18 protein-coding genes are annotated in these 19,772 nt (G+C 70.0%); 8 read left to right on the top strand and 10 right to left on the bottom strand.

Translation table 11 applies throughout. The annotated features are described in order from the left end of the window. Positions 1–163 precede the first annotated feature (163 nt). The 3 genes from WFI00_RS14480 to dut are packed head-to-tail and all read right to left on the bottom strand — an operon-like array spanning position 164 to position 1,961. Positions 164–931 carry a DUF3159 domain-containing protein gene (locus WFI00_RS14480; RefSeq protein WP_336633017.1) on the bottom strand — a complete coding sequence of 256 codons (768 nt, stop codon included), beginning with the start codon at positions 929–931 and terminating at the stop codon, positions 164–166. Beyond that, positions 928–1,515: a DUF3710 domain-containing protein gene (locus tag WFI00_RS14475; RefSeq protein ID WP_336633016.1), complete on the bottom strand. Its 588-nt coding sequence runs from the start codon at positions 1,513–1,515 to the stop codon at positions 928–930. Before WFI00_RS14475 ends, WFI00_RS14480 begins: the two co-directional genes overlap by 4 nt. After that, positions 1,512–1,961 (bottom strand): dUTP diphosphatase, encoded by a 450-nt coding sequence (gene dut / locus WFI00_RS14470; RefSeq protein ID WP_336633015.1) that lies wholly within the window; start codon positions 1,959–1,961, stop codon positions 1,512–1,514. The genes WFI00_RS14475 and dut overlap by 4 nt, the downstream gene beginning before the upstream one ends. A gap of 12 nt (positions 1,962–1,973) precedes the next feature. Here dut and WFI00_RS14465 point away from each other — a divergent pair, with 12 nt between their 5' ends. Then, the gene (locus WFI00_RS14465) at positions 1,974–2,471 is read left to right on the top strand and encodes a DUF3093 family protein (RefSeq protein WP_336633014.1); all 498 of its coding nucleotides are present in this window, start codon (positions 1,974–1,976) and stop codon (positions 2,469–2,471) included. Positions 2,472–2,520: 49 nt separating this feature from the next. Here the strand turns inward: WFI00_RS14465 and WFI00_RS14460 are convergent, their stop codons facing one another. Further along, entirely contained in the window at positions 2,521–2,814 is a 294-nt protein-coding gene (locus WFI00_RS14460) for a DUF4193 domain-containing protein (protein ID WP_336633013.1), read from the bottom strand. A 237-nt stretch (positions 2,815–3,051) separates the two neighbouring features. Here WFI00_RS14460 and sepH point away from each other — a divergent pair, with 237 nt between their 5' ends. Next, complete coding sequence (gene sepH, locus WFI00_RS14455; protein ID WP_336633040.1) at positions 3,052–4,083, top strand: septation protein SepH; 1,032 nt, start codon at positions 3,052–3,054, stop codon at positions 4,081–4,083. A gap of 12 nt (positions 4,084–4,095) precedes the next feature. Here sepH and WFI00_RS14450 read toward each other — a convergent pair whose 3' ends face one another. Beyond that, on the bottom strand, positions 4,096–5,229 hold the full coding sequence (locus tag WFI00_RS14450; protein WP_336633012.1) for an alkaline phosphatase family protein: 1,134 nt from the start codon (positions 5,227–5,229) through the stop codon (positions 4,096–4,098). 77 nt (positions 5,230–5,306) lie between these two features. On the opposite strand from WFI00_RS14450, the gene WFI00_RS14445 reads away from it, so the two are divergent. Then, entirely contained in the window at positions 5,307–7,751 is a 2,445-nt protein-coding gene (locus WFI00_RS14445) for a DNA gyrase/topoisomerase IV subunit A (protein WP_336633011.1), read from the top strand. 18 nt (positions 7,752–7,769) lie between these two features. Here the strand turns inward: WFI00_RS14445 and WFI00_RS14440 are convergent, their stop codons facing one another. Beyond that, positions 7,770–8,432 carry a response regulator transcription factor gene (locus WFI00_RS14440; RefSeq protein ID WP_336633010.1) on the bottom strand — a complete coding sequence of 221 codons (663 nt, stop codon included), beginning with the start codon at positions 8,430–8,432 and terminating at the stop codon, positions 7,770–7,772. A 282-nt stretch (positions 8,433–8,714) separates the two neighbouring features. On the opposite strand from WFI00_RS14440, the gene WFI00_RS14435 reads away from it, so the two are divergent. After that, entirely contained in the window at positions 8,715–9,839 is a 1,125-nt protein-coding gene (locus WFI00_RS14435; protein ID WP_336633009.1) for a sensor histidine kinase, read from the top strand. A 237-nt stretch (positions 9,840–10,076) separates the two neighbouring features. On the opposite strand, the gene WFI00_RS14430 is transcribed toward WFI00_RS14435, so the two are convergent. Beyond that, positions 10,077–12,146 carry a DNA gyrase/topoisomerase IV subunit B gene (locus WFI00_RS14430; protein WP_442928332.1) on the bottom strand — a complete coding sequence of 690 codons (2,070 nt, stop codon included), beginning with the start codon at positions 12,144–12,146 and terminating at the stop codon, positions 10,077–10,079. Positions 12,147–12,339: 193 nt separating this feature from the next. On the opposite strand from WFI00_RS14430, the gene WFI00_RS14425 reads away from it, so the two are divergent. Both WFI00_RS14425 and WFI00_RS14420 read left to right on the top strand, forming a co-directional pair. After that, entirely contained in the window at positions 12,340–12,558 is a 219-nt protein-coding gene (locus WFI00_RS14425; RefSeq protein WP_292687390.1) for a DUF7455 domain-containing protein, read from the top strand. 53 nt (positions 12,559–12,611) lie between these two features. After that, positions 12,612–13,637 carry a sugar-transfer associated ATP-grasp domain-containing protein gene (locus WFI00_RS14420; protein ID WP_336633008.1) on the top strand — a complete coding sequence of 342 codons (1,026 nt, stop codon included), beginning with the start codon at positions 12,612–12,614 and terminating at the stop codon, positions 13,635–13,637. Between the two features lie 12 nt (positions 13,638–13,649). Here WFI00_RS14420 and WFI00_RS14415 read toward each other — a convergent pair whose 3' ends face one another. The 3 genes from WFI00_RS14415 to WFI00_RS14405 form a co-directional block, all read right to left on the bottom strand. Continuing rightward, positions 13,650–14,348: a coenzyme F420-0:L-glutamate ligase gene (locus WFI00_RS14415; protein ID WP_336633007.1), complete on the bottom strand. Its 699-nt coding sequence runs from the start codon at positions 14,346–14,348 to the stop codon at positions 13,650–13,652. Next, the gene (locus WFI00_RS14410; protein WP_336633006.1) at positions 14,345–15,667 is read right to left on the bottom strand and encodes an RNA polymerase sigma factor; all 1,323 of its coding nucleotides are present in this window, start codon (positions 15,665–15,667) and stop codon (positions 14,345–14,347) included. Before WFI00_RS14410 ends, WFI00_RS14415 begins: the two co-directional genes overlap by 4 nt. A 219-nt stretch (positions 15,668–15,886) precedes the next feature. Then, entirely contained in the window at positions 15,887–16,810 is a 924-nt protein-coding gene (locus WFI00_RS14405) for a proteasome assembly chaperone family protein (RefSeq protein WP_336633005.1), read from the bottom strand. A gap of 97 nt (positions 16,811–16,907) precedes the next feature. Between WFI00_RS14405 and WFI00_RS14400 the strand changes: the two genes are divergently transcribed. Together WFI00_RS14400 and lpdA are read left to right on the top strand one after the other, a co-directional pair. Beyond that, positions 16,908–18,371, top strand: a complete 1,464-nt coding sequence (locus tag WFI00_RS14400; protein ID WP_336633004.1) for a leucyl aminopeptidase — start codon at positions 16,908–16,910, stop codon at positions 18,369–18,371. After that, positions 18,368–19,738, top strand: coding sequence for a dihydrolipoyl dehydrogenase (gene lpdA, locus WFI00_RS14395; protein WP_336633003.1), 1,371 nt, complete (start codon positions 18,368–18,370; stop codon positions 19,736–19,738). Before WFI00_RS14400 ends, lpdA begins: the two co-directional genes overlap by 4 nt. Positions 19,739–19,772 lie beyond the last annotated feature (34 nt).

Genomic DNA, 19,772 nt, shown 5'->3' with positions numbered 1-19,772 from the left:
CGGGGGCACCGGACCGGGCTCGTCGCGGCGGCCTGCGCTTCCATCTTCCCCGCGTCCGCCACGCCCGGCTAGTGAGGTTGACCTTACTCGGCGGGAGGCGACGACACCCCGTGGAAGGAGCATCGCGCGAGGATGAATTTATCTTGATGTCAAGATAAATCTATCACGCCTCGGGGGTCGCCCCGGCCTTCGGGTACACGGCGCGGACCGCCAGCCAGGTCACGGCGATCAGCGGTGCGAACAGAGGCAGCCCCATGACGAGCTTGAGCGTGCCGAGTGTCGTGACGTCGCCGGAGAAATAGAACGGCAGCTGGACCGCGAGACGGAGGAAGAACAGCGACGCCCAGGCGATCGCGAGCCAGAAGAAGACCCGTCGCTTGCGCGGGTCGCGTCGCCAGGCCGTGCCCTCGTTCATGAGGAACCCGACCGCGAGGCCGATGAGCGACCAGCCGACCAGGGCGGACACGAGGAACGCCGTGCCGTTGGCGGCATTGGTCAGAAGGCCCGGGACGAAGTTGTCCTGACCGCGGCCGGTCCAGAGCGCCAGTCCTGCCGCCACGGCCGCCGCGATGAGACCTCCGAGCGCGGCTCCGACGGGAGAGCGTTGAGCGATGCGGACCAGGGTGAACACGGCGGCGAGCCCCACCGACACTCCGAGCGAGATCGGGAGGTCGGTCGTGACGGTGAACAGCACGACGAACGCCAGTCCGGGCAGGACCGACTCGACGACGCCCCTCCAACCGCCCATCGCCGACCATACGACGTGGCCGGTGTGGGCCTCCTTCGCGGGATCCATCCCCGCCCGGCGCGCGGCCTGGCCGAGCGCCTGCGCCACCAGGTCGGAGGCGGTCGGCCCCTCGACCGACGGGTCTCCCGTCGAGCCCGACGCGTCCCGCTCGGCGTCGCCGCGCGGGGCCTCGGGGGTGCTCATGCGGTGCCGGGGGCGGCGGGCATCTTCAGGGCGATCAGGTCGCGCGGCGGCATCGGCGTGCCGCCGCGGACGACCACGAGGGACCGGAAGAGGTCCTCGACCTTCGCCGCGGCGTTGACGTCGCTCGTCGCCGCTCCCCCGATGACGCCCCGGAGGAACCAGCGGGGGCCGTCGACGCCGACGAAGCGGGCGAGGCGCTTGCCCGGTGCGGCATCCGGACCGGCCGCGACGGGCACCTCGGCGAGGAGCTCGGGACCCAGCGGGCCCTCGCGCTCCTCGACGCGTCCACCCTGCTGGCGGATCTGCTGCCGGATCTGCTCACGCGTCTCCGCCCACAGCCCCGTCGTGCGCGGCGCGGCGAACGGCTGCACCTGCAGCGTCGAGTCGGCGTAGTCGAGGCCGACCGCGACGATCCGTTTGGTCTGCTCCTCTACCTCGAGGCGCATGTTGAGCCCCTCCCGGGGCAGGACCTTGATGCCGCCCAGATCGATGTAGGGGCGGACGGGATTCGCCTCGGACTCGTCGAACGGTCCCGCCGACGCCCGATCATCCGGGGCCGACTTCACCTGCGGCTCGTCGCTCATGACTGTCCTCCTGACTGATAGCCCGTCGAGCCGAATCCGCCCTCTCCTCGGGTGGAGTCGGGGAGCTCGTCGACGGGGATGAAGCGCGCGCGCGGCACCGGCAGGACGATCATCTGCGCGATCCGGTCCCCGACGGCGATGTCGTACGCCGCATCGGCGTCCGTGTTCAGCAACGACACCTTGATCTCGCCGCGGTAGCCGGCGTCCACCGTGCCCGGAGCGTTGACGATCGTGATCCCGTGCTTCGCGGCGAGACCACTGCGCGGCACGACGAAGGCCGCATAGCCCTCGGGCAACGCGATGCGGACACCCGTGCCCACCAGCGCCCGCTGTCCCGGCTCGAGGCGGACCGCCTCGGCGGCCACCAGATCCGCTCCGGCGTCGCCGGGATGCGCGTAGACGGGCGGATGCGACGCGATAATGGGAACGTCCACGGAATCGATCACCCCACGAGGCTAATGCACGCCCTCCTGAACGCAGACACCGCGTCCTCCGCCGTCACCTACCGCGAACGGCTGAGCCCGTCGCTGTGGACGCTGTTGAGCGCCGCGGTCGCCGCGCCGATGGTCACCCTCGTCTTCGTGCCACTGGACGCCACGGTCGCACTCGTCGCCGGTCTCGGCGTCGCGGTCGCGCTCGTCCTCGCGCTCGTGTTCGCCTCCCCCGTGGTCGAGGTGGCGGGCGGCGAGCTGCGCGTGGGCCGCGCCCACATCCCCGTCGGGATGCTCGGGAGCGCATCGGGAGCGGTCGGCGAGGAGGCGCGCCAGGTGCGCGGGCCCGGCCTGCCACGCACCGCCTGGCATCTGCTGCGCGGAGGAATCGACGGCGTCGTGCGCGTCGCTGTCCTGGATGAGCGCGATCCCGTCAGCGAGTGGGTCTTCTCCACGCGCACGCCCGATCGCGTCCTCGCCGCGCTCTCGCGCGCCCAGCGCGCCGCACAGGCCGACAACGACTGACGCCCCCGCGAGTCGCGGAGGCGTCGGTCGGATCCAAGGGATCGCGCGGTCAGGCCGCGCACTCGACGCACACGGCGCCGATCGAGTTCTCGTGGTCGATCTGGGTGCGGTGCTTCACCAGGAAGCACTCGATGCAGGTGAACTCGTCCTCCTGCGGCGGGAGCACGACGACGTCCAGCTCGAGGTCGGAGAGGTCTGCGCCCGGCAGCTCGAACCCCGAGGGGTTGTCGGCGTCCTCGGCGTCGACCGATCCCGACAGCTTGTCGGGAACGCGCTCCTTCAGGGCCTCGATCGACTCGCTGTCGTCTTCGGTCTTGCGCGGTGCGTCGTAGTCGGTCGCCATGCTCTCACTTCCAGGATGTATCGGTGCTGCCTCGGCCTTCGGGGGGCGGGGCGGCCATAGTTTGCATGACCGAGCGGGATTTGGCAAATGCCCCCGTGTTACGGAGGGGATCCACCCGGTGCGTCCAGGTGAACTCGCGGCGCGCCCGCGATATTCCCTGTCCCGGGGGATCACCGTGTCAGCATGGTCGCGGCATCGTCATCGATGTCCACGCAGGGATCTGGAGGCATGTCTCGTATGGAGCAGCTCAAAGTCATCGGAATCGAGGAAGGCGTCCTCGTCGTCGCGACCGACGCGGGCGAGAGGTTCGCGTTGCCGGCCGACGAGACGCTGCGTGCGCAGCTGCGCCGGCTGCAGCGGGCCGAGGAACCCCGCGCCGTCCGTCCCAGCCCCCGAGACATCCAGGCCCACATCCGCGCCGGCATGTCGGCGCAGGAGGTGGCCGACCTCCTCGGCGCCCGCCTGGAGGACATCGAGCGCTACGAGGGGCCCGTCGTCGCCGAGCGCGAGCACATCGTGTCCCAGGCGCTCGCTGTGCCCGTCCTGATCGGCGGCGAGCTCGACGCGAGCGCGCAGCCGACGTTCGGCACGGCGGTGCGCGCCAAGCTCGCCGAGGCGGGTGCCGCCGGCGAGCGGTGGACGAGCTGGAAGGACGAGTCCGGCTGGGTGATCAAGCTGGAGTTCACCGCGAACGAGGTGGACCACGACGCCCGGTGGAGCTTCGATCCGCGACGCTCGACGCTGGCGCCGCAGAACGCGGATGCGACCCAGCTCTCCCGCCAGGGCTCGCTCCCCGAGGGGCTCATCCCGAGACTGCGCGCGCTCGACCATTCGCCCCTCAAGGACTCGTCGAGGTTCGACTCCGGCGCCTTCGGGCCCCGGCGACTCGACCCCGACGCGGAGATCGTGAGCCGCGACGCCCGCCCCGCGGCGACCGCCGCCGTGCAGGACGCGGCGATCAAGCGCGCCCCCGAGCAGGGCATCACCTCCGCGGACACCGCCGATCTCCTGGAGGCGCTGCGCCGCCGCCGGGGTCTGCGCGAACCGATGCCGGAGGATGCGGCGGACGCCGCCGAAGCCGGAGCGACGGCGAGCCCCGCGGCGCTGTTCGATGCGCTGGAGCCCGGCTACGACGACGCCGCGTCGGATGCCGACGAGGGCGCGGAGCCCGAGGAGACGGTTCTGTCGGAGGCGTCCCGGCGCAAGGGACGTACGTCGATGCCCTCGTGGGACGAGATCGTCTTCGGTGCCCGCACCGAGGACGGCTGATCGTCCGGACCCTCAGCGTCCGAACGCGCCCAGACCGATGAGCGGGACGATGCGCTCGAGGTCGGTCATCGAGCCGTGCTGGCCGATCATCCGCTGCGCCTTCTTGTCCGCTTCCCGGTCGTCGTAGTACGCGACCACGCCGCGCGCGGCGACGAGCACATCGCCGATCCGGGGCAGCACCTCGGCGTCGACCCGGTCTCCGTAGAGCCCCGCCGCCACCGCCTCCTCGCGCGTCAGTACCCAGGAGCGGGCCTGCTCGCTAGCCCGCCAGCGGCGCGCGACCTCCTCGGCGGCCCCGTCGGTCGTGTAGAGCTGCAGCAGACGCGGTTCTCCCCCGACGAGCTCGACACCGTCGAGGAGATCGTCGCCGGCGCGCAGCAGCACGTGGCGGTCGGACGGGACGTCGACCATGCCGTGGTCGGCCGTGACCACGATGCCGGTGTCGCGCGAGGCACGCCGTTCGGCGGCTGCCATCGCCGCATCCAGGTTTTCGAGAGCGGCGATCCACTCGCCGCTCTCCCACCCGCGCGCGTGGCCGACGGTGTCGAGTTCGGGCAGGTACACGTAGACGAGCGCACCGGCGTGCTCGGCGGCGAGGTCGGCCGCGATCTCGAGGCGATCCTCGACACCGGCGCCCGCCACGAACCGCGCGCCCCGCTGGATCGCGCGGGTGAACCCGGAGCTGCGATAGATCTCCTTGGAGACCACGAAGCACGGACGCCCCGCCGCACCTTCGCGCGCGAACAGCGGCTCCGCCCGCTGCCAGCTCAGCGGGTCGAGCCCGTCCGTCTCCCAGCCCTTCAGCTGGTTGGGGGCCCGGAGCGTCCCCGGGATCCTGCCGCGATAGCCGACGATGCCGTGCACCCCCGCGTCCTCGGCCGTCAGCAGGCTCGTGAGGGCCGTCGCGGTCGTCGCGGGGAACACCGTGCGTGCCGAGGCCTTCTTCGTCATGCGCGATGCGAGGAACCGCGCGTGACCGGCGCGCGCGGTGAGGTTGCCCCGGCCAAGACCGTCGACGAGGACGAGGATCGCCGATCTCGCCTCCGGGAACCAGCCCGCGGCGCCCGACAGCGAGCCCAGCAGCTGCGGGACGAGGCCGGTGAGGCTCCGGGCATCGGGAGGGTCCGCGGGTAGGCTGAGTGACATCGGGGCCAGTCTCGCACACGCGGATGACGCGGCCCCGCTCCCGTCATCCGTCACTCCAGCGAGGGCACCCGAACGATATGGCAGCTGCGCGCACCGAGTCCACCCCCGACGACCAGGGCCGCATCGAAGACGTCGACGTGTCGGCGGAGATGCAGGACTCGTTCCTGGAGTACGCGTACTCGGTCATCTACTCGCGTGCGCTCCCCGATGCCCGCGACGGCCTGAAGCCCGTCCAGCGGCGCATCCTCTTCCAGATGGCCGACATGGGACTGCGGCCCGACCGCGGCCACGTCAAGAGCGCTCGCGTCGTCGGCGAGGTGATGGGAAAGCTGCATCCGCACGGCGACTCGGCGATCTATGACGCGCTGGTGCGTCTGGCCCAGCCGTTCGCCCTGCGCGTGCCCCTCGTTGACGGCCACGGCAACTTCGGCTCTCTGGACGACGGGCCCGCCGCGGCCCGCTACACCGAGGCCCGTCTCGCCCCCGCGGCGCTCGCCCTCACGGAGAACCTGGACGAGGACGTCGTCGACTTCGTGCCGAACTACGACGGACAGTTCCAGCAGCCCGCCGTGCTCCCGGCGGCGTTCCCGAATCTCCTCGTCAACGGCACGACCGGCATCGCGGTGGGCATGGCCACCAACATGGCCCCGCACAACCTCGTGGAGGTGGTCGGCGCAGCGATCCACCTGCTCGAGAACCCGGATGCCACCACGGCGGACCTCATGGAGTACGTGCCCGGGCCGGACCTCCCCGGCGGGGGGATCATCGTCGGCCTCGACGGCATCACCGAGGCCTACGAGACCGGGCGCGGCACGTTCCGCACCCGCGCGAAGACCTCCATCGAGTCACTGGGCCCGCGCCGCACCGGCATCGTCGTGACCGAGCTGCCGTACATGGTCGGCGCGGAGCGGGTCATCGAGAAGATCAAGGACGCCGTCGGTGCGAAGAAACTCACCGGTATCGCCGACGTCAACGACCTGACCGACCGCAACCACGGGCTCCGACTCGTCATCGGCATCAAGACGGGGTTCGATCCGAACGCCGTGCTCGATCAGCTCTACCGTCTGACGCCGTTGGAGGACTCGTTCGGCATCAACAACGTGGCGCTCGTCGACGGTCAGCCCCAGACCCTCGGGCTGAAGGCCCTCCTGCGGGTCTACCTGGATCACCGCCTGCAGGTCGTCATCCGGCGCAGCCGGTACCGTCTCGCCCGCAAGCAGGAGCGCCTGCACCTCGTCGAGGGTCTGCTCATCGCGATCCTCGACATCGACGAGGTCATCCAGGTCATCCGGGCGTCGGATGACGGAGAGCAGGCGCGCGAGCGCCTGATCAGCGTCTTCGACCTCTCGCAGCCGCAGGCCGAGTACATCCTCGAGCTCCGCCTGCGCCGCCTCACGAAGTTCTCGCGCATCGAGCTCGAGAGCGAGCGCGACCGCCTCACCGCCGAGATCGCGGAGCTCGAGGCGCTTCTGGCCAGCGACGCGCTCCTGCGCGCGCAGGTCGCCCGCGAACTGGATGCAGCCGCCGAGACGTTCGGCACTCCGCGGCGCACTCTGCTGCTCAACGGCGGCCCGGTCGCCACCCGCTCGCGCGCCTCGGCGCCCGCCGACCTCCAGATCGCCGATGCCCCGTGCCGCGTCCTGCTGTCGGCGACGGGCCGGATGGTGCGGGCCGAGCTGTCGCCCGAGGGCGGCATCGTCGCGCCGACGCGGCGGTCGGCGCACGACGGCATCCGGGCATCGGTCGACACGACCACCCGGGGCGACCTCGGCGCGGTGACCAGCGGCGGCCGCCTCGTCCGCTTCTCCCCGGTCGACCTGCCCTCGGTGCCCGCCAACGCCGTCCAACTGGCCGCCGGCACGCGTGCCGACTCCTATCTCGGCCTCACCGGTGGAGAGCACGTCGTGACGATCGTCCCGCTCGGCGACGAGGTGCTGGCCCTCGGCACGGCCCAGGGCGTCGTGAAGCGCGTGGCCGCCTCGGAGCTGCCCGCGGGCAAGCAGGACGTCGAGATCATCGCTCTGAAGCCCGGCGACAGCGTCGTGGGCGCCGGCCTCGCACCGAACGGGTCGGAGCTCGTCTTCGTCGCCTCCGACGCGCAGCTGCTGCGCTTCGACGCCGACGCCGTGCGGCCGCAGGGCCGCTCGGCGGGCGGGATGGCGGGTATCCGCCTGTCAGCCGGGGCGGACGCCGTCTTCTTCGCGCCCGTGCTCCCGGACGAGCAGACCGTCGTCGTCACCGTCGCCGGTTCGACCCAGTCGATCGCGGGCACCGACCCGGGCTCGGCGAAGGTCTCGGCCTTCACCGAGTTCCCGGCCAAGGGCCGCGCCACGGGAGGTGTGCGCGCGCAGCGCTTCCTGCGGGGTGAGGACGCCCTGGTGCTCGCCTGGGTCGGTGTCGAGCCGCGCGCCCTGGGATCGGACGGATCGGTCCGGCGACTGCCGGCCGCCGGTGCCAAGCGCGACGCGTCGGGGCAGGCTCTGGACGCCGTCGTGTCCGCCGTGGGCGCCGCGCTCGAGTGAATCCGCGTCACCGCGCTGTCAGGTGAGGGACACCAGTCCGAGCTGCGTCGCGCGGATCAGCACCTGGATGCGGTCGCGCACGCCCCACTTGGCGGTGATGCGCCCCAGGTGCGACTTCACGGTCGCCTCCGACACGAACATCGCGCCGGCGATCTCCGCGTTCGACATGCCCTGGGCCAGCAGGGTCACCACTTCGAGTTCTCGCTCGGTCAGCTCCTCGTCGCGCCCGAGCGGTCGGGTCGCCTGGCTGTGTCCGCTCTGCACCGATGACACGAGCTCCTTCGCCACGCGCGGGGAGAGCACGTATCCGCCCTCGTAGGCCAGCCGCGCGGCGTCGAGGATGCGGTCGGGAGAGGTGTCCTTCACGAGGTAGCCGGACGCGCCGGCGCTCAGCATGGGCACGATGACGCGCTCCGCCGAGAACGTGGTCAGCGCCACCACCTTGATCCCGGGGAACTCCTTCGTCAGTCGCGACGTGGCCTCGATGCCGTCCATGACCGGCATCTGCACGTCCATCAGGACGACATCGGGGCGGACCTCGCGCGCGAGCGTGATCGCATCGGCACCGTTGTCGGCCTCCCCGACCAGCTCGAAGCCCTCCGACGAGTCCAGGAACACCCGCAGCGCCGCGCGCACCAGGGATTCGTCGTCCACGATGATCACTCGAATCGAATCGGTCACGTCGCCATCCTACGAATGCCGCGCATCCTGCGATCGCACCCCCGAACCCACAATCGAGATATCAGACAAAAGTCGCTATCGAACTAGACGTATGACTGTCGTTTGGTGAGACGGACGTCGCAAGAATCGATTCGAACAGTTTCGCAATCGTGTAGGAGGTGCAACCATGTTCGACCTTATCTGGAAGATGCTCTTCGGCCGTTGATTCGCCCACAGGACATAATGCAAGATGTGAGTCCTGAATCCCGTCGCCCGCGTTGGCAACACCTCCAGAAATGGACGGTGTATCAGCCGATGCGCCCCGTGTCGCGACGGCTCGTGATTCTCATCTCCGCCTTATGGCTGATCCTCGACTCCCTCATCCGCTCGACGAGTAACGAACCGCCCTCGGTGTTCCGAGCGGCGACCGGAACCGCGATCGTGCTCTGCTTCGCTCTCATCGCGTGGCGGCCGCCGATCGCAGCCGTTGCATTGATCGTCACCTGCACCGTCGCCGCTATCGCGGGCGATGCAGGCAGCAGCGGCCTTCTGGGCGTCATCGTCGTCCTCGGAGCCATAGCCCTCACGACCACCGTGAGGCTGACCATCGTCTGCGCGATCCCTGCAGCCGCCTGGCTGGTTGCCGAGGTCGTGAAGCCGCAGTCCACCACGGGACCTCTGCCCGCTGCCGTCATCGCATTCCTCGGCGTCATCAGCGTCGCGGTCGGGCTCGCCGCGAAGCGGCAGGCCGAACGTTCGAGAGCGCTGGCCGACGAACTCGTGGCTCGCGATCACGAGGTCGCCGAACAACTCCGACACGAACGCGATCTGATCGCGGACGAACTCCACGACATCGTGGCCCACGAGATCACGATCGTCGCCTTGCACGCCGCAGTCCTCGAACGCACCGAGGATCCACAGACCCGAGCCCAGTCCCAGACCGCCATCCGCGAGGCGGCGGTCCAGGCGCTCACCGACATCCGGCGCGTCCTCGGGATGGTCCGGGGCGAGGAGAACCTCGCCCCCGAGCGCATCCCCTCGGCGGACAGCCTCCCGGAGACCATCAACGCCGTCACCAAGGAGCTCGGCCGAGCCGGCATCACCGTCACGGCAGATGTCCCCGTCGACGTGCGACTGCCCAGCGCGCCGCACGTCGCCCTCATGCGCGTGATCCGAGAGAGCAGCACCAACGTCCTCAAGCACGCCACGGGCGCCAAGAACGTGCGCATCTCCCTCGTGGTCGAGCGCGGGTGGGCGCGACTCGAGTTCGCCGACGATTCCCCACCCTCCCGGACGGCCGGACTCCCGGCGTCGGGATATGGCATCATGAGACTGCAGGAGCGTTTCCGCCTCTTCGGCGGATCCTTCTCTGCGGAGCAGCAGCCCAGAGGCTGGGTCGTCTCCGCGTCGCTCCCTCTCGATTCCTAGACGAAAGTCGCATGCGGATCATCCCTTCGTCGGTCTGACGCGGATGAGAGCGCGCCTAATGTGATTACTGCCGAAGTACCGATCCCCAGTCGGGACTTCTCGGAGCACAACGCAGCATCCGATGATTTCGGGGACGACAGTTCGCGTATCGCGACATCGTCATCATCCGAGGTGCGCGTGTGCCGCGGCGATGGCCCGAAACCGATCCCCCCAGCTCGGTTTCGGGCCCCGCGGTGCCTACGCGTCGATGGCTTCGCGGTCCAGCCGGTCGGCGGACGAGACGATGAAGTCCCGACGCGGCGCGACGTCGCTGCCCATCAGCAGCTCGAAGACGCCCGACACGGCTTCCGCGTCCTGCACGCGTACGCGCCGCAGGGTGCGCCCGGCACGATCCATCGTCGTGGTCGCCAGCTGATCGGCATCCATCTCGCCGAGGCCCTTGTAGCGCTGCACGGGCTCCTGCCAGCGACGACCTGACTTCTGCAGGCGTGACAGAAGGGCGTGCAACTCCTGCTCGGAGTACGTGTAGATCGTCTCGTTCGGCTTCGAGCCCGGGTTGACCACGATCACCCGGTGCAGCGGCGGCACGGCGGCATAGACGCGCCCCTCCTCGATGAGGGGACGCATGTACCGGAAGAAGAGCGTGAGCAGCAGCGTGCGGATGTGGGCTCCGTCGACATCCGCGTCGCTCATCAGGATGATCTTGCCGTAGCGCGCGGCGTCGAGATCGAACGACCGCCCCGATCCGGCGCCGATCGTCTGGATGATCGCCGCGCACTCCGCATTGGAGAGCATGTCGCTGATCGACGCCTTCTGGACGTTGAGGATCTTGCCGCGGATCGGCAGGAGGGCCTGGTACTCGCTGTTGCGCGCATGCTTGGCCGTGCCGAGCGCGGAGTCGCCCTCGACGATGAACAGCTCAGACTGCGCGACGTCGTTCGTGCGGCAGTCCGCGAGCTTCGCTGGCAGCGACGACGACTCGAGCGCGTTCTTGCGACGCTGGGTCTCCTTGTGGGTGCGCGCCGAGATGCGCGCCTTCATCTCGGAGACGACCTTGTCGAGCACGAGCGCGGTCTGCGTCTTGTCCTCGCGCTTGGTCGACGCGAACCGCGCCGACAACTCCTTCGAGACGACGTTCGCCACGATGGTGCGGACCGCCGGCGTTCCCAGGATCTCCTTGGTCTGACCCTCGAACTGCGGCTCGGGAAGGCGCACCGTCAGCACCGTGGTGAGTCCCGCCAGGACGTCGTCCTTCTCGAGCTTGTCGTTGCCGACCTTCAGCCGCCGGGCGTTCTGCTCGACCTGTGCGCGCACGACCTTCAGCAGTCCCTGCTCGAAGCCGGTCTGATGCGTGCCGCCCTTGGGCGTCGCGATGATGTTGACGAACGATCGACCGACCGTCTCGTATCCGGTCCCCCACCGCAGGGCGACATCCACCTCGCACGTGCGCTCGACCTCGGTCGGGACCATCGCACCGCCCGGCTGCAGGACGGGCACCGTCTCGACGAACGTCCCCGTGCCCGTGAGCCGCCACGTGTCCGTGACGGGCGCGTCGGGAGCGAGGTAATCGGCGAACTCCGAGATCCCGCCGTCGAATCGGAACGCCGTCGTGACGCGCTCGTCGCCGCGATCGTCGGCGATGTCGATCTCGAGGCCCGGCACGAGGAAGGCGGTCTGTCTCGCGCGCTGCTCGAGCTCGTCGAGGTGGAAGGCCGCGTCCTTCGTGAAGATCTGCCGATCGGCCCAGTAGCGGATGCGGGTGCCGGTCACGCCGCGCGGCGCCTTGCCGACCACGCGCAGCTCGGAGGCCCGCTCGAAGGGGGTGAAGGGCGAGTCGGGCGCGGGACCGTCGAAGACTCCGGGCTCGCCGCGGTGGAAGGACATCGCGTACGTCTTGCCGCCGCGGTCCACCTCGACGTCGAGGCGCTCGCTCAACGCGTTGACGACCGAGGCACCGACGCCGTGCAGGCCGCCGGAGGCGGCGTACGAGCCGCCACCGAACTTCCCGCCGGCGTGCAGCTTGGTGAAGACGACCTCGACGCCGGTCAGTCCGGTGCGCGGCTCGACGTCGACCGGGATGCCTCGTGCGCGGTCGCGCACTTCGACGCTGCCGTCCGCGTGGAGGACGATGTCGATGTGCGAGCCGTAGCCGGCCAGGGCCTCGTCGACCGCGTTGTCGATGATCTCCCACACGCAGTGCATGAGACCGCGCGAATCGGTCGAGCCGATGTACATCCCGGGACGCTTGCGGACGGCCTCGAGTCCTTCGAGCACCTGGAGGTGGTGGGCGGAATACTCGGCGGTCACAATCTCCAAGCGTAAGCCGAGGACGGCCCGAGGGCCCGCGCGGACACGCGAGCGTCACACGACCGCCGTATTCCCCGGCCCCGCACGGGTACGCGCACAGCGAAATGTGATCGGATCGCGGCATTCTCGCAACATGCGCATGGTTGTATGTCATGCATCCGCACCGCATCGCATGTCTCGAGGAGGAACCGAAATGAGCATGTCCACCACCGCTGAGCCCGCTGTCCTCGAGTACCGTCTCTCCGCCACCGACCGGTGCGACTCGTGTGGCGCCCAGGCGTACATCGCCGCCGAGGTCAACGGCAGCGAGCTCCTGTTCTGCGCCCACCACGGGCGCAAGTACGAGGAGAAGCTGCGCGCCGTCGCGACGTCGTGGCACGACGAGACAGCGCGCCTCGCCGAGGCGCGCTGAGCGCTCGACCGTAGACTGTCGGAATCCCACCCCTTTTCCCGGAGGATTCCGTCATGGCTTCGCGCGGTCTGTCGCCCCTGCACCGTCTTCAGGTGCTCTTCGAGCGTGCACGCGGGTTCGATTACGCATCGGTGACCGAGCGTGCGCGCTTCACCGCCCGCGTGCACGACAAGGCCTATCCGCTCGTCATGGCGGACATGCTGTGGTCTGCCGCGAGGCATCGCGTGGGGTTCAACGACTACGTGGAGTTCGACTTCGCCATCCTCACGAGGGCCGAGCGGGCCACGTGGGTCACCAGCCCCCTCGCCCTCGAGCTCTCGAATCGCTACGACGATCCCGCGCACGTCCACCATTTCCACCACAAGGTCGACTTCAACCGCGTCTTCGACCGCTTCCTCGGTCGCGAATGGCTCGAGCTGACGCCCGACAACGCGGCGGAGCTCGAGGCGTTCGCCGCCCGGCATCCCGTGTTCATCGCGAAGGTCCCGGTGAGCAAGTCGGGGGCGGGCGTCCGTCGGTACAGCGCTGCCGACGTGACCGACTGGGCCGCCTTCCACGCCGAGCTGCTCGCGAAGGACGAGATCCTCATCGAGGAGAGCATCCTCCAGCATCCCGACCTCGAGGCGATCGCGCCCGGGACGGCCAACACGACGCGTGTGACGACCTTCGTGAAGGAGGACGGCACCGTCGAGATCATCAACATGGCGCAGAAGTTCGGGCGCGGGCAGGTGAGCGATCAGGCGTCGTTCGGCGGTTTCTACACCGCTCTGCACGAGGACGGCCGCGCGATGGGAATGGGGTACTCGACGAGCGGTCGCCTGTTCGAGACCCACCCCGACACCGGATACCGCATCGCGGACTTCCGTCTGCCGATGATCGACGAGGTGCGCGCACTCATCACGGAGGTCGCCCTCGTGATCCCCGAAGTGCGCTACGTCGGCTGGGACGTCGTCGTCACCGCGGAGGGCCCCGTGCTCGTCGAAGGGAACTGGGGCGCCGGCGTGTTCGAGAACAAGCCGACCGCCTCGGGCATCCGGCACGGACACCTGCCGCGGTACCGCGCGGCGATGGGATTCTGAGCGGACCCGCGCTCAGGCGCGGCGGATGATCCCCATCGGCGTCGACTGGTGGCCCTGACCCAGGGGGTTGTCCGAGAGGATCCGCACGAGCTGCTGCTCTCCGGAGCGATCGAGCGTCGACCCCAGGATGTTGCCGCCGATGTCGTTGATGTCCACGACCGCGACGTGCTCCACCGTGCCCAGCAGCTGCCTGAGGCGCGCGGCCACCGCGTCCGGCTCGGTGGGCCCGAGCACGACCGCTCGGTCGTACGGCGGGATCGTGCCGTCGGTGGGCCCGTCGATCGCGCGGGCACGGTCGCCGGCGATGCGGTAGAAGTCGCCCCGACGGCCGAACAGCTTCGTCACGGCGCTGACGGCCGCCGCGAACAGGATGCGCGGCGTGCCGCACTCGCGCAGCGCCATCTCCATCGTCTCGGGCATCCCCAAGCCGATCCCGTAGGACGTCTTCGTGACGTAGCGGGAGAGGAAGCGTGCGAGCCGGCGCGGGTGGATCTCGTCGAGCGTGTACGACCGGCCCTGCGTGATCGCGACGATCTTCTCGGTCACGAACAGGGTGTCGCCCGGCCGGACGAGATCCTTCGCGTACTCCAGGACGAACGGATCGAGCTCATCTCCCGGCATCACGACGCGCGTGCGGATGGGGATGCGCTTGAACGTGCCCGCGTCGAGCGTGACCGACAGCACCTTGCCGTCGTTGGGGGCCTCGCTCATTCGAGGTAGTCCCGCAGCGACTGCGACCGCGACGGGTGACGCAGCTTCGCCATCGTCTTCGACTCGATCTGACGGATGCGCTCGCGCGTGACGCCGAACGTGTCGCCGATCTGGTCGAGCGTCTTGGGCTGACCGTCGCCGAGACCGAAGCGCATGCGGATCACACCCGCCTCGCGCTCACTGAGCGAGTCGAGCAGGGACTCCAGCTGACGCTGCAGCATCGTGAACCCGACGGCATCGGCCGGCACGACCGCCTCGGTGTCCTCGATGAGGTCACCGAACTCGCTGTCGCCGTCCTCGCCCAGAGGCGTGTGCAGCGAGATCGGCTCGCGCCCGTACTTCTGCACCTCGATGACCTTCTCGGGGGTCATGTCGAGCTCACGGCTGAGCTCTTCGGGCGTGGGCTCGCGGCCGAGGTCCTGGAGCATCTGGCGCTGCACGCGGGCGAGCTTGTTGATGACCTCGACCATGTGGACCGGGATGCGGATCGTGCGCGCCTGATCGGCCATGGCACGGGTGATCGCCTGGCGGATCCACCACGTCGCATACGTCGAGAACTTGAAGCCCTTGGTGTAGTCGAACTTCTCGACCGCGCGGATGAGACCGAGGTTGCCCTCCTGGATGAGGTCGAGGAACTGCATCCCACGGCCCGTGTACCGCTTCGCGAGCGAGACGACCAGACGCAGGTTCGCCCCGAGCAGGTGGCTCTTCGCCCGCTGTCCGTCGCGCGCGACCCACTGCAGATCCAGGCCCAGCTGGTTCGACTTCTCGGCCGCGGACATGTGCGACAGCTTCTCCTCGGCGAACAGGCCCGCCTCGATGCGCATCGCGAGCTCGACCTCTTCGGCCGCGTTCAGCAGCGGGACCTTGCCGATCTGCTTCAGGTAGTCCTTGACGGGGTCGGCCGTGGCACCGGTGATCTGCGTCGAGTAGACCGGGACGTCGTCCTCGTCCGTCGACGAGATGACGATGGCTCCCGTGGGGAGCGGCTCGGTGAACGCCGGCTTCGTCGTGCTCTCGTCCTCGTCCTCGTCGGCGTCGGCGTCGGAATCCTTCGCGGACTTCGCGGGGGCGGCCTCGTCCGCCTCGGACTCGTCGGCGTCGGCCTCGATGTCCTCGTCGAGCTCGATGTCCTCGTCGTCCTCGTCGTCGTCCTTCGCGGTCGCCTTCGATGCCTTCGCGGGGGTGGCCTTCTTCGCCGCCGGCTTCTTCGCCGGAGCCTTCTTCGCAGCGGTCTTCGCCGCCGGGGCCGTGGAGGTCTCGTCCAGCTCGGTGTCGTCTGCCGCGCGTGTACGGGTTGTCTTCGTGCCGGAAGTCACGTCTCGCCTTTCACCGACGACGGGCGTCGGGGGTTTCGGACACTAGTAAGACCCTTGTCAAGTCCGACGCGTCTGCCGGAGGTTCTCTCCACCGGGATCGGCGCCGTCTCGACAACGGGTCGGTATCCTATTGTCGCATACCCCGGACGCACGCCTTACGTGCCCGCCCGGGTGCGGTCTCGTCCTGGATGCAACGCGGCGAGGGCGCGCATCATTCCGTCAGCGCCAGCCGCGCTTGTCCTCATCGGAGCGCCGATCGGCGAGGAATCGCTCGAGTTCCGCGGCCAGCTCGTCCGCGCTCGGCAGGTCGCCGGTGTGGATGATCGGCTGCGCCGTCGTGGATCCGGCCATGTAGGAGTCGTACCGCTCCTCGAGGGTGCGGAGCATGGTCGTCAGCTCGGCGTTGCCCTCGACCTGGTCGTCGACCTTGGACAGGTACTCGCGGTTCTCCTCGCGGACCCCGTCGGCGTCGAAGACGAGCCCCGTGGCCACCGAGAGGCTGTCGAGGCCGGCGATGGCGGCCGCCGGGTACTCCGTGTCGGCGAGGTAATGCGGAACCAGCAGGACGAACCCGGCGACCTCGGCACCGCTCTCGGCGAGGCGCAGCTCCAGGAGGTGGCCCATCGTGGCCGGCACCTGGGTATGGGGCTTCCACACCGAATGCGCGTCCGTGAGCGCCCGTCGCGTGCCGCTCACGGTCGTGCCGATGGGGCGGGTGTGCGGCACCGGCATGGGGATCGCATGGACCCACGTCACGTTCGCGACCTGCAGCCCCTCGGCGAGGCCGACGATCGTCTCCGAGAACGCCTCCCACGCGAAGTCCGGCTCGTACCCGGCGAGCAGCACGAACGGCTGTCCGAGGGCGTCGTGCGCGAGCGAGAGCTCGAGGCGCGCGGGGCGGTAGTCGAGCAGGTGGTCGCCGTCGAACGTGATCGTCGGGCGGCGTGCGCGGTAGTCGAGGAGCACGTCGGGTGAGAAGACGACGATGGGCGCCGGGTCGAGATCGTCGCGGAAGAGCTCGATCATGCGGGACACGGCACCGCCGGCATCCGTGAACCCGGTCAGCGCGATGACCATCGGGAGTCCCGGCGGCACGGAGGGTGCCGACGCGACGCGCTCGTAGAGGGGACCGCTCAGGGGCATGCTTCCACTGTACGAGTCGTGGGACCGCGCGGACGCGGTCGCGCTGAGAGCGAACACACCACGCGAGCGACGCGGATCGCAAACCTAGGATGGAGCCATGGCGTTCCCCGAGCTGTCCACCTCTCCCCTGCCCCTCCTCGACGCGGAAGCGGATGCGCTGCTGCTGGCCGTCGCGCCGCTCGACGACGACGCGACGCTCGAGGGGTGGCCCGGCCTCGCCGCCGCCCTCTCCGGCGTCGGCTTCACGGGTGCGGCGGGCTCCGTCGTCCGCGTCCACGCGCCGGAGGCGACCGCACTACCGTTGTTCGTCGTCGGCACCGGTCCGGCTCCCGACCCCGGCACGGTCCGTGAGACCGTCGGCTCCGCGGTGCGCACGACGACCGGATTCGACCATCTGGCGATCGGTGCCGTGGACGACCTGGCGATCGGCGCGCTCGCCGAAGGCGCGCTGCTGGGCGGGTATCGCTTCGACGACTACAAGTCGGCCTCCGCGCCCGCGCGCGCGACGCGGATCACCCTGCACGGCACCGACCTCCCGGACTCCGCCGACGAGATCCTCCGCGCCCGCACGGTCGCGTCCGCCGCGGCGCTCGTCAAAGACCTCGTCCACACGCCGGCGCAGTGGCTCGGCCCGCAGGACGTGGCGGATGCCGCCGTCGACGCGCTCTCGGACCTGCCGGTCGAGGTCACGGTGCTGGACGAGACCGCCCTCGCCGAACAGGGCTACGGCGGAATCCTCGGCATCGGCCAGGGTTCGGACCGGCCGCCGAGACTCGTCCACGTGGACTACCACCCGGCCGGGGCGACGCACCACGTGTCGCTCGTCGGCAAGGGCATCACCTTCGATACGGGCGGACTGTCGCTCAAGCCGCCCGCAGGCATGGTCGGGATGAAGTTCGACATGGCCGGAGCCGCGACGGTGCTCGCCGTCGTCCGCGCGGCCGCCGAGCGGTCGCTTCCCCTCCGCGTGTCGGGCTGGATGTGCCTCGCCGAGAACATGCCCTCCGGGCGGGCCCTGCGCCCCGGCGACGTGGTCCGCATCGCCGACGGGACGAGCGTCGAGGTGCTCAACACGGATGCCGAGGGCCGAGTCGTCCTCGCCGACGGGCTCGTCGCGGCGAGCCGCACCCGGCCCGACGCGATCATCGACATCGCGACGCTGACCGGAGCGATCATCGTCGCGCTGGGCCACCGCCACACCGGCGTGATGGGCGAGGACGGCGCGGTCGCGGACTATCTCGCCGCCGCGGAGAGCGCCGGAGAGCTCGCCTGGCACCTGCCGCTCCCGGCGCACATGGAGGACGAGCTGGACTCCCCCATCGCCGACCTGCAGAACGCCAAGATCGGCGACACCGCCGGCGGCTCGCTGTTCGCGGGGCTCTTCCTGCAGCACTTCGTCGGTCGTATCTCCGACGACGAGGGCGCCCCCCGCATCCCGTGGGTCCATCTGGACATCGCCGGCAGCGGCACCGCGAAGGCGGGCTACGGCTCGACCGACAAGGGGCCGACCGCCGCGACGGTGCGCACCCTCCTCACCTACCTCGAGGAGGCGTCGCGATGACCGAGCACCTCGGCGACGTCGTCGTCCTGGGCGGCGGCAGCGGGGGCTACGCCGCGGCGATCCGGGCGACCGAGCTCGGCCGATCGGTCGTGCTGATCGAGAAGGACAAGGTCGGCGGCACGTGCCTGCACCGTGGCTGCATCCCCACCAAGGCCCTCCTGCACGCCGCCGAGGTCGCCGATCACGTGCGTTCCGCCGGCAGCGTCGGGGTCACGGCCAGCTTCGAGGGCATCGATCCCGCCGCCGTGACGGCGTATCGCGAGGACATCGTCGCGAAGAAGTTCCGCGGCCTCCAGGGCCTGCTCACCGCGCGCGGCATCACCGTCGTGCCGGGCGAGGGACGTCTTCTGCCGGACGGCGCCGTCTCGGTGGGCGACGACCTCTACCGCGGCGCCGACGTCGTGCTCGCGACGGGTTCGACGACGCGCACCCTGCCCGGTCTCGACATCGGCGGACGAGTGATCACGAGCGAGGGCGCGCTCGCGCTCGACGTCGTGCCGGAACGGGTCGTCGTGCTCGGCGGCGGCGTCATCGGTGTCGAGTTCGCGAGCGTCTGGCGCTCCTTCGGCGCGGAGGTCACGATCGTCGAGGCGCTCGACCACCTCGTCCCGAACGAGGACGTCGCCCTCAGCAAAGGCCTGGAGCGCGCGTTCCGCAAGCGCGGGATCGCCGCGCGGCTCGGCGCCCGCTTCGCCGGAGTGACGCAGACCGAGGACGCCGTGCAGGTGACGCTCGAAGACGGCACCGTGCTCGACGCCGACTACCTGCTCGTCGCGGTGGGACGGGGGCCCGCGACCGCGGGGCTCGGCTTCGAGGAAGCGGGGGTCGCGCTCGATCGCGGATTCGTCACCGTCGACACGCGTCTGCAGACCTCCGTCCCCCATGTCTGGGCGGTCGGGGACATCGTGCCCGGGCTCCAGCTCGCGCATCGCGGCTTCCAGCAGGGCATCTTCGTCGCCGAGCAGATCGCGGGCCTCGACCCTGTCGCCGTGCCGGAGAGCTCGATCCCGCGGGTGACCTATTCCAGCCCCGAGGTCGCCTCGGTGGGACTCACCGAGGCGCAGGCGCGCGACGCGCACGGCGACCGTGTCGCGACGTACGAGTACAACCTCGCCGGCAACGGCAAGAGCGAGATCCTCGGGACGGGCGGTCTCGTGAAGGTGGTCCGCCTCGTCGACGGCCCCATCGTGGGCGTCCACCTCGTCGGGGACCGCGTCGGCGAGCTGATCACGGAGGGCCAGCTCGCCGTCGGATGGGAGGCGCACCCGGACGACCTCGCGCCCCTCATCCACGCGCACCCCACGCAGAGCGAGGCCCTGGGCGAGGCCTTCCTCGCGCTGGCCGGCAAGCCGCTGCACGCCCTCTGACACCCGGCCCGCGCGCGGGTCACTAAGCTAGAAC

It is taken from the genome of Microbacterium sp. MMO-56 (genome assembly GCF_037146215.1).
Lineage (GTDB): Bacteria > Actinomycetota > Actinomycetes > Actinomycetales > Microbacteriaceae > Microbacterium.
The sequence above is the reverse complement of the archived record's forward strand: the minus strand, read 5'-3'. Positions and strand labels throughout refer to the sequence as shown.

What these genes read in the sequence shown, in the direction of transcription:
- WFI00_RS14480 (WP_336633017.1), bottom strand. Translation starts at nt 931, where the DNA reads ATGAGCACCCCCGAGGCCCCGCGCGGCGACGCCGAGCGGGACGCGTCG.
- WFI00_RS14475 (WP_336633016.1), bottom strand. Translation starts at nt 1,515, where the DNA reads ATGAGCGACGAGCCGCAGGTGAAGTCGGCCCCGGATGATCGGGCGTCG.
- WFI00_RS14465 (WP_336633014.1), top strand. Translation starts at nt 1,974, where the DNA reads ATGCACGCCCTCCTGAACGCAGACACCGCGTCCTCCGCCGTCACCTAC.
- WFI00_RS14460 (WP_336633013.1), bottom strand. Translation starts at nt 2,814, where the DNA reads ATGGCGACCGACTACGACGCACCGCGCAAGACCGAAGACGACAGCGAG.
- sepH (WP_336633040.1), top strand. Translation starts at nt 3,052, where the DNA reads ATGGAGCAGCTCAAAGTCATCGGAATCGAGGAAGGCGTCCTCGTCGTC.
- WFI00_RS14450 (WP_336633012.1), bottom strand. Translation starts at nt 5,229, where the DNA reads ATGTCACTCAGCCTACCCGCGGACCCTCCCGATGCCCGGAGCCTCACC.
- WFI00_RS14445 (WP_336633011.1), top strand. Translation starts at nt 5,307, where the DNA reads ATGGCAGCTGCGCGCACCGAGTCCACCCCCGACGACCAGGGCCGCATC.
- WFI00_RS14425 (WP_292687390.1), top strand. Translation starts at nt 12,340, where the DNA reads ATGAGCATGTCCACCACCGCTGAGCCCGCTGTCCTCGAGTACCGTCTC.
- WFI00_RS14420 (WP_336633008.1), top strand. Translation starts at nt 12,612, where the DNA reads ATGGCTTCGCGCGGTCTGTCGCCCCTGCACCGTCTTCAGGTGCTCTTC.
- WFI00_RS14415 (WP_336633007.1), bottom strand. Translation starts at nt 14,348, where the DNA reads ATGAGCGAGGCCCCCAACGACGGCAAGGTGCTGTCGGTCACGCTCGAC.
- WFI00_RS14405 (WP_336633005.1), bottom strand. Translation starts at nt 16,810, where the DNA reads ATGCCCCTGAGCGGTCCCCTCTACGAGCGCGTCGCGTCGGCACCCTCC.
- WFI00_RS14400 (WP_336633004.1), top strand. Translation starts at nt 16,908, where the DNA reads ATGGCGTTCCCCGAGCTGTCCACCTCTCCCCTGCCCCTCCTCGACGCG.
- lpdA (WP_336633003.1), top strand. Translation starts at nt 18,368, where the DNA reads ATGACCGAGCACCTCGGCGACGTCGTCGTCCTGGGCGGCGGCAGCGGG.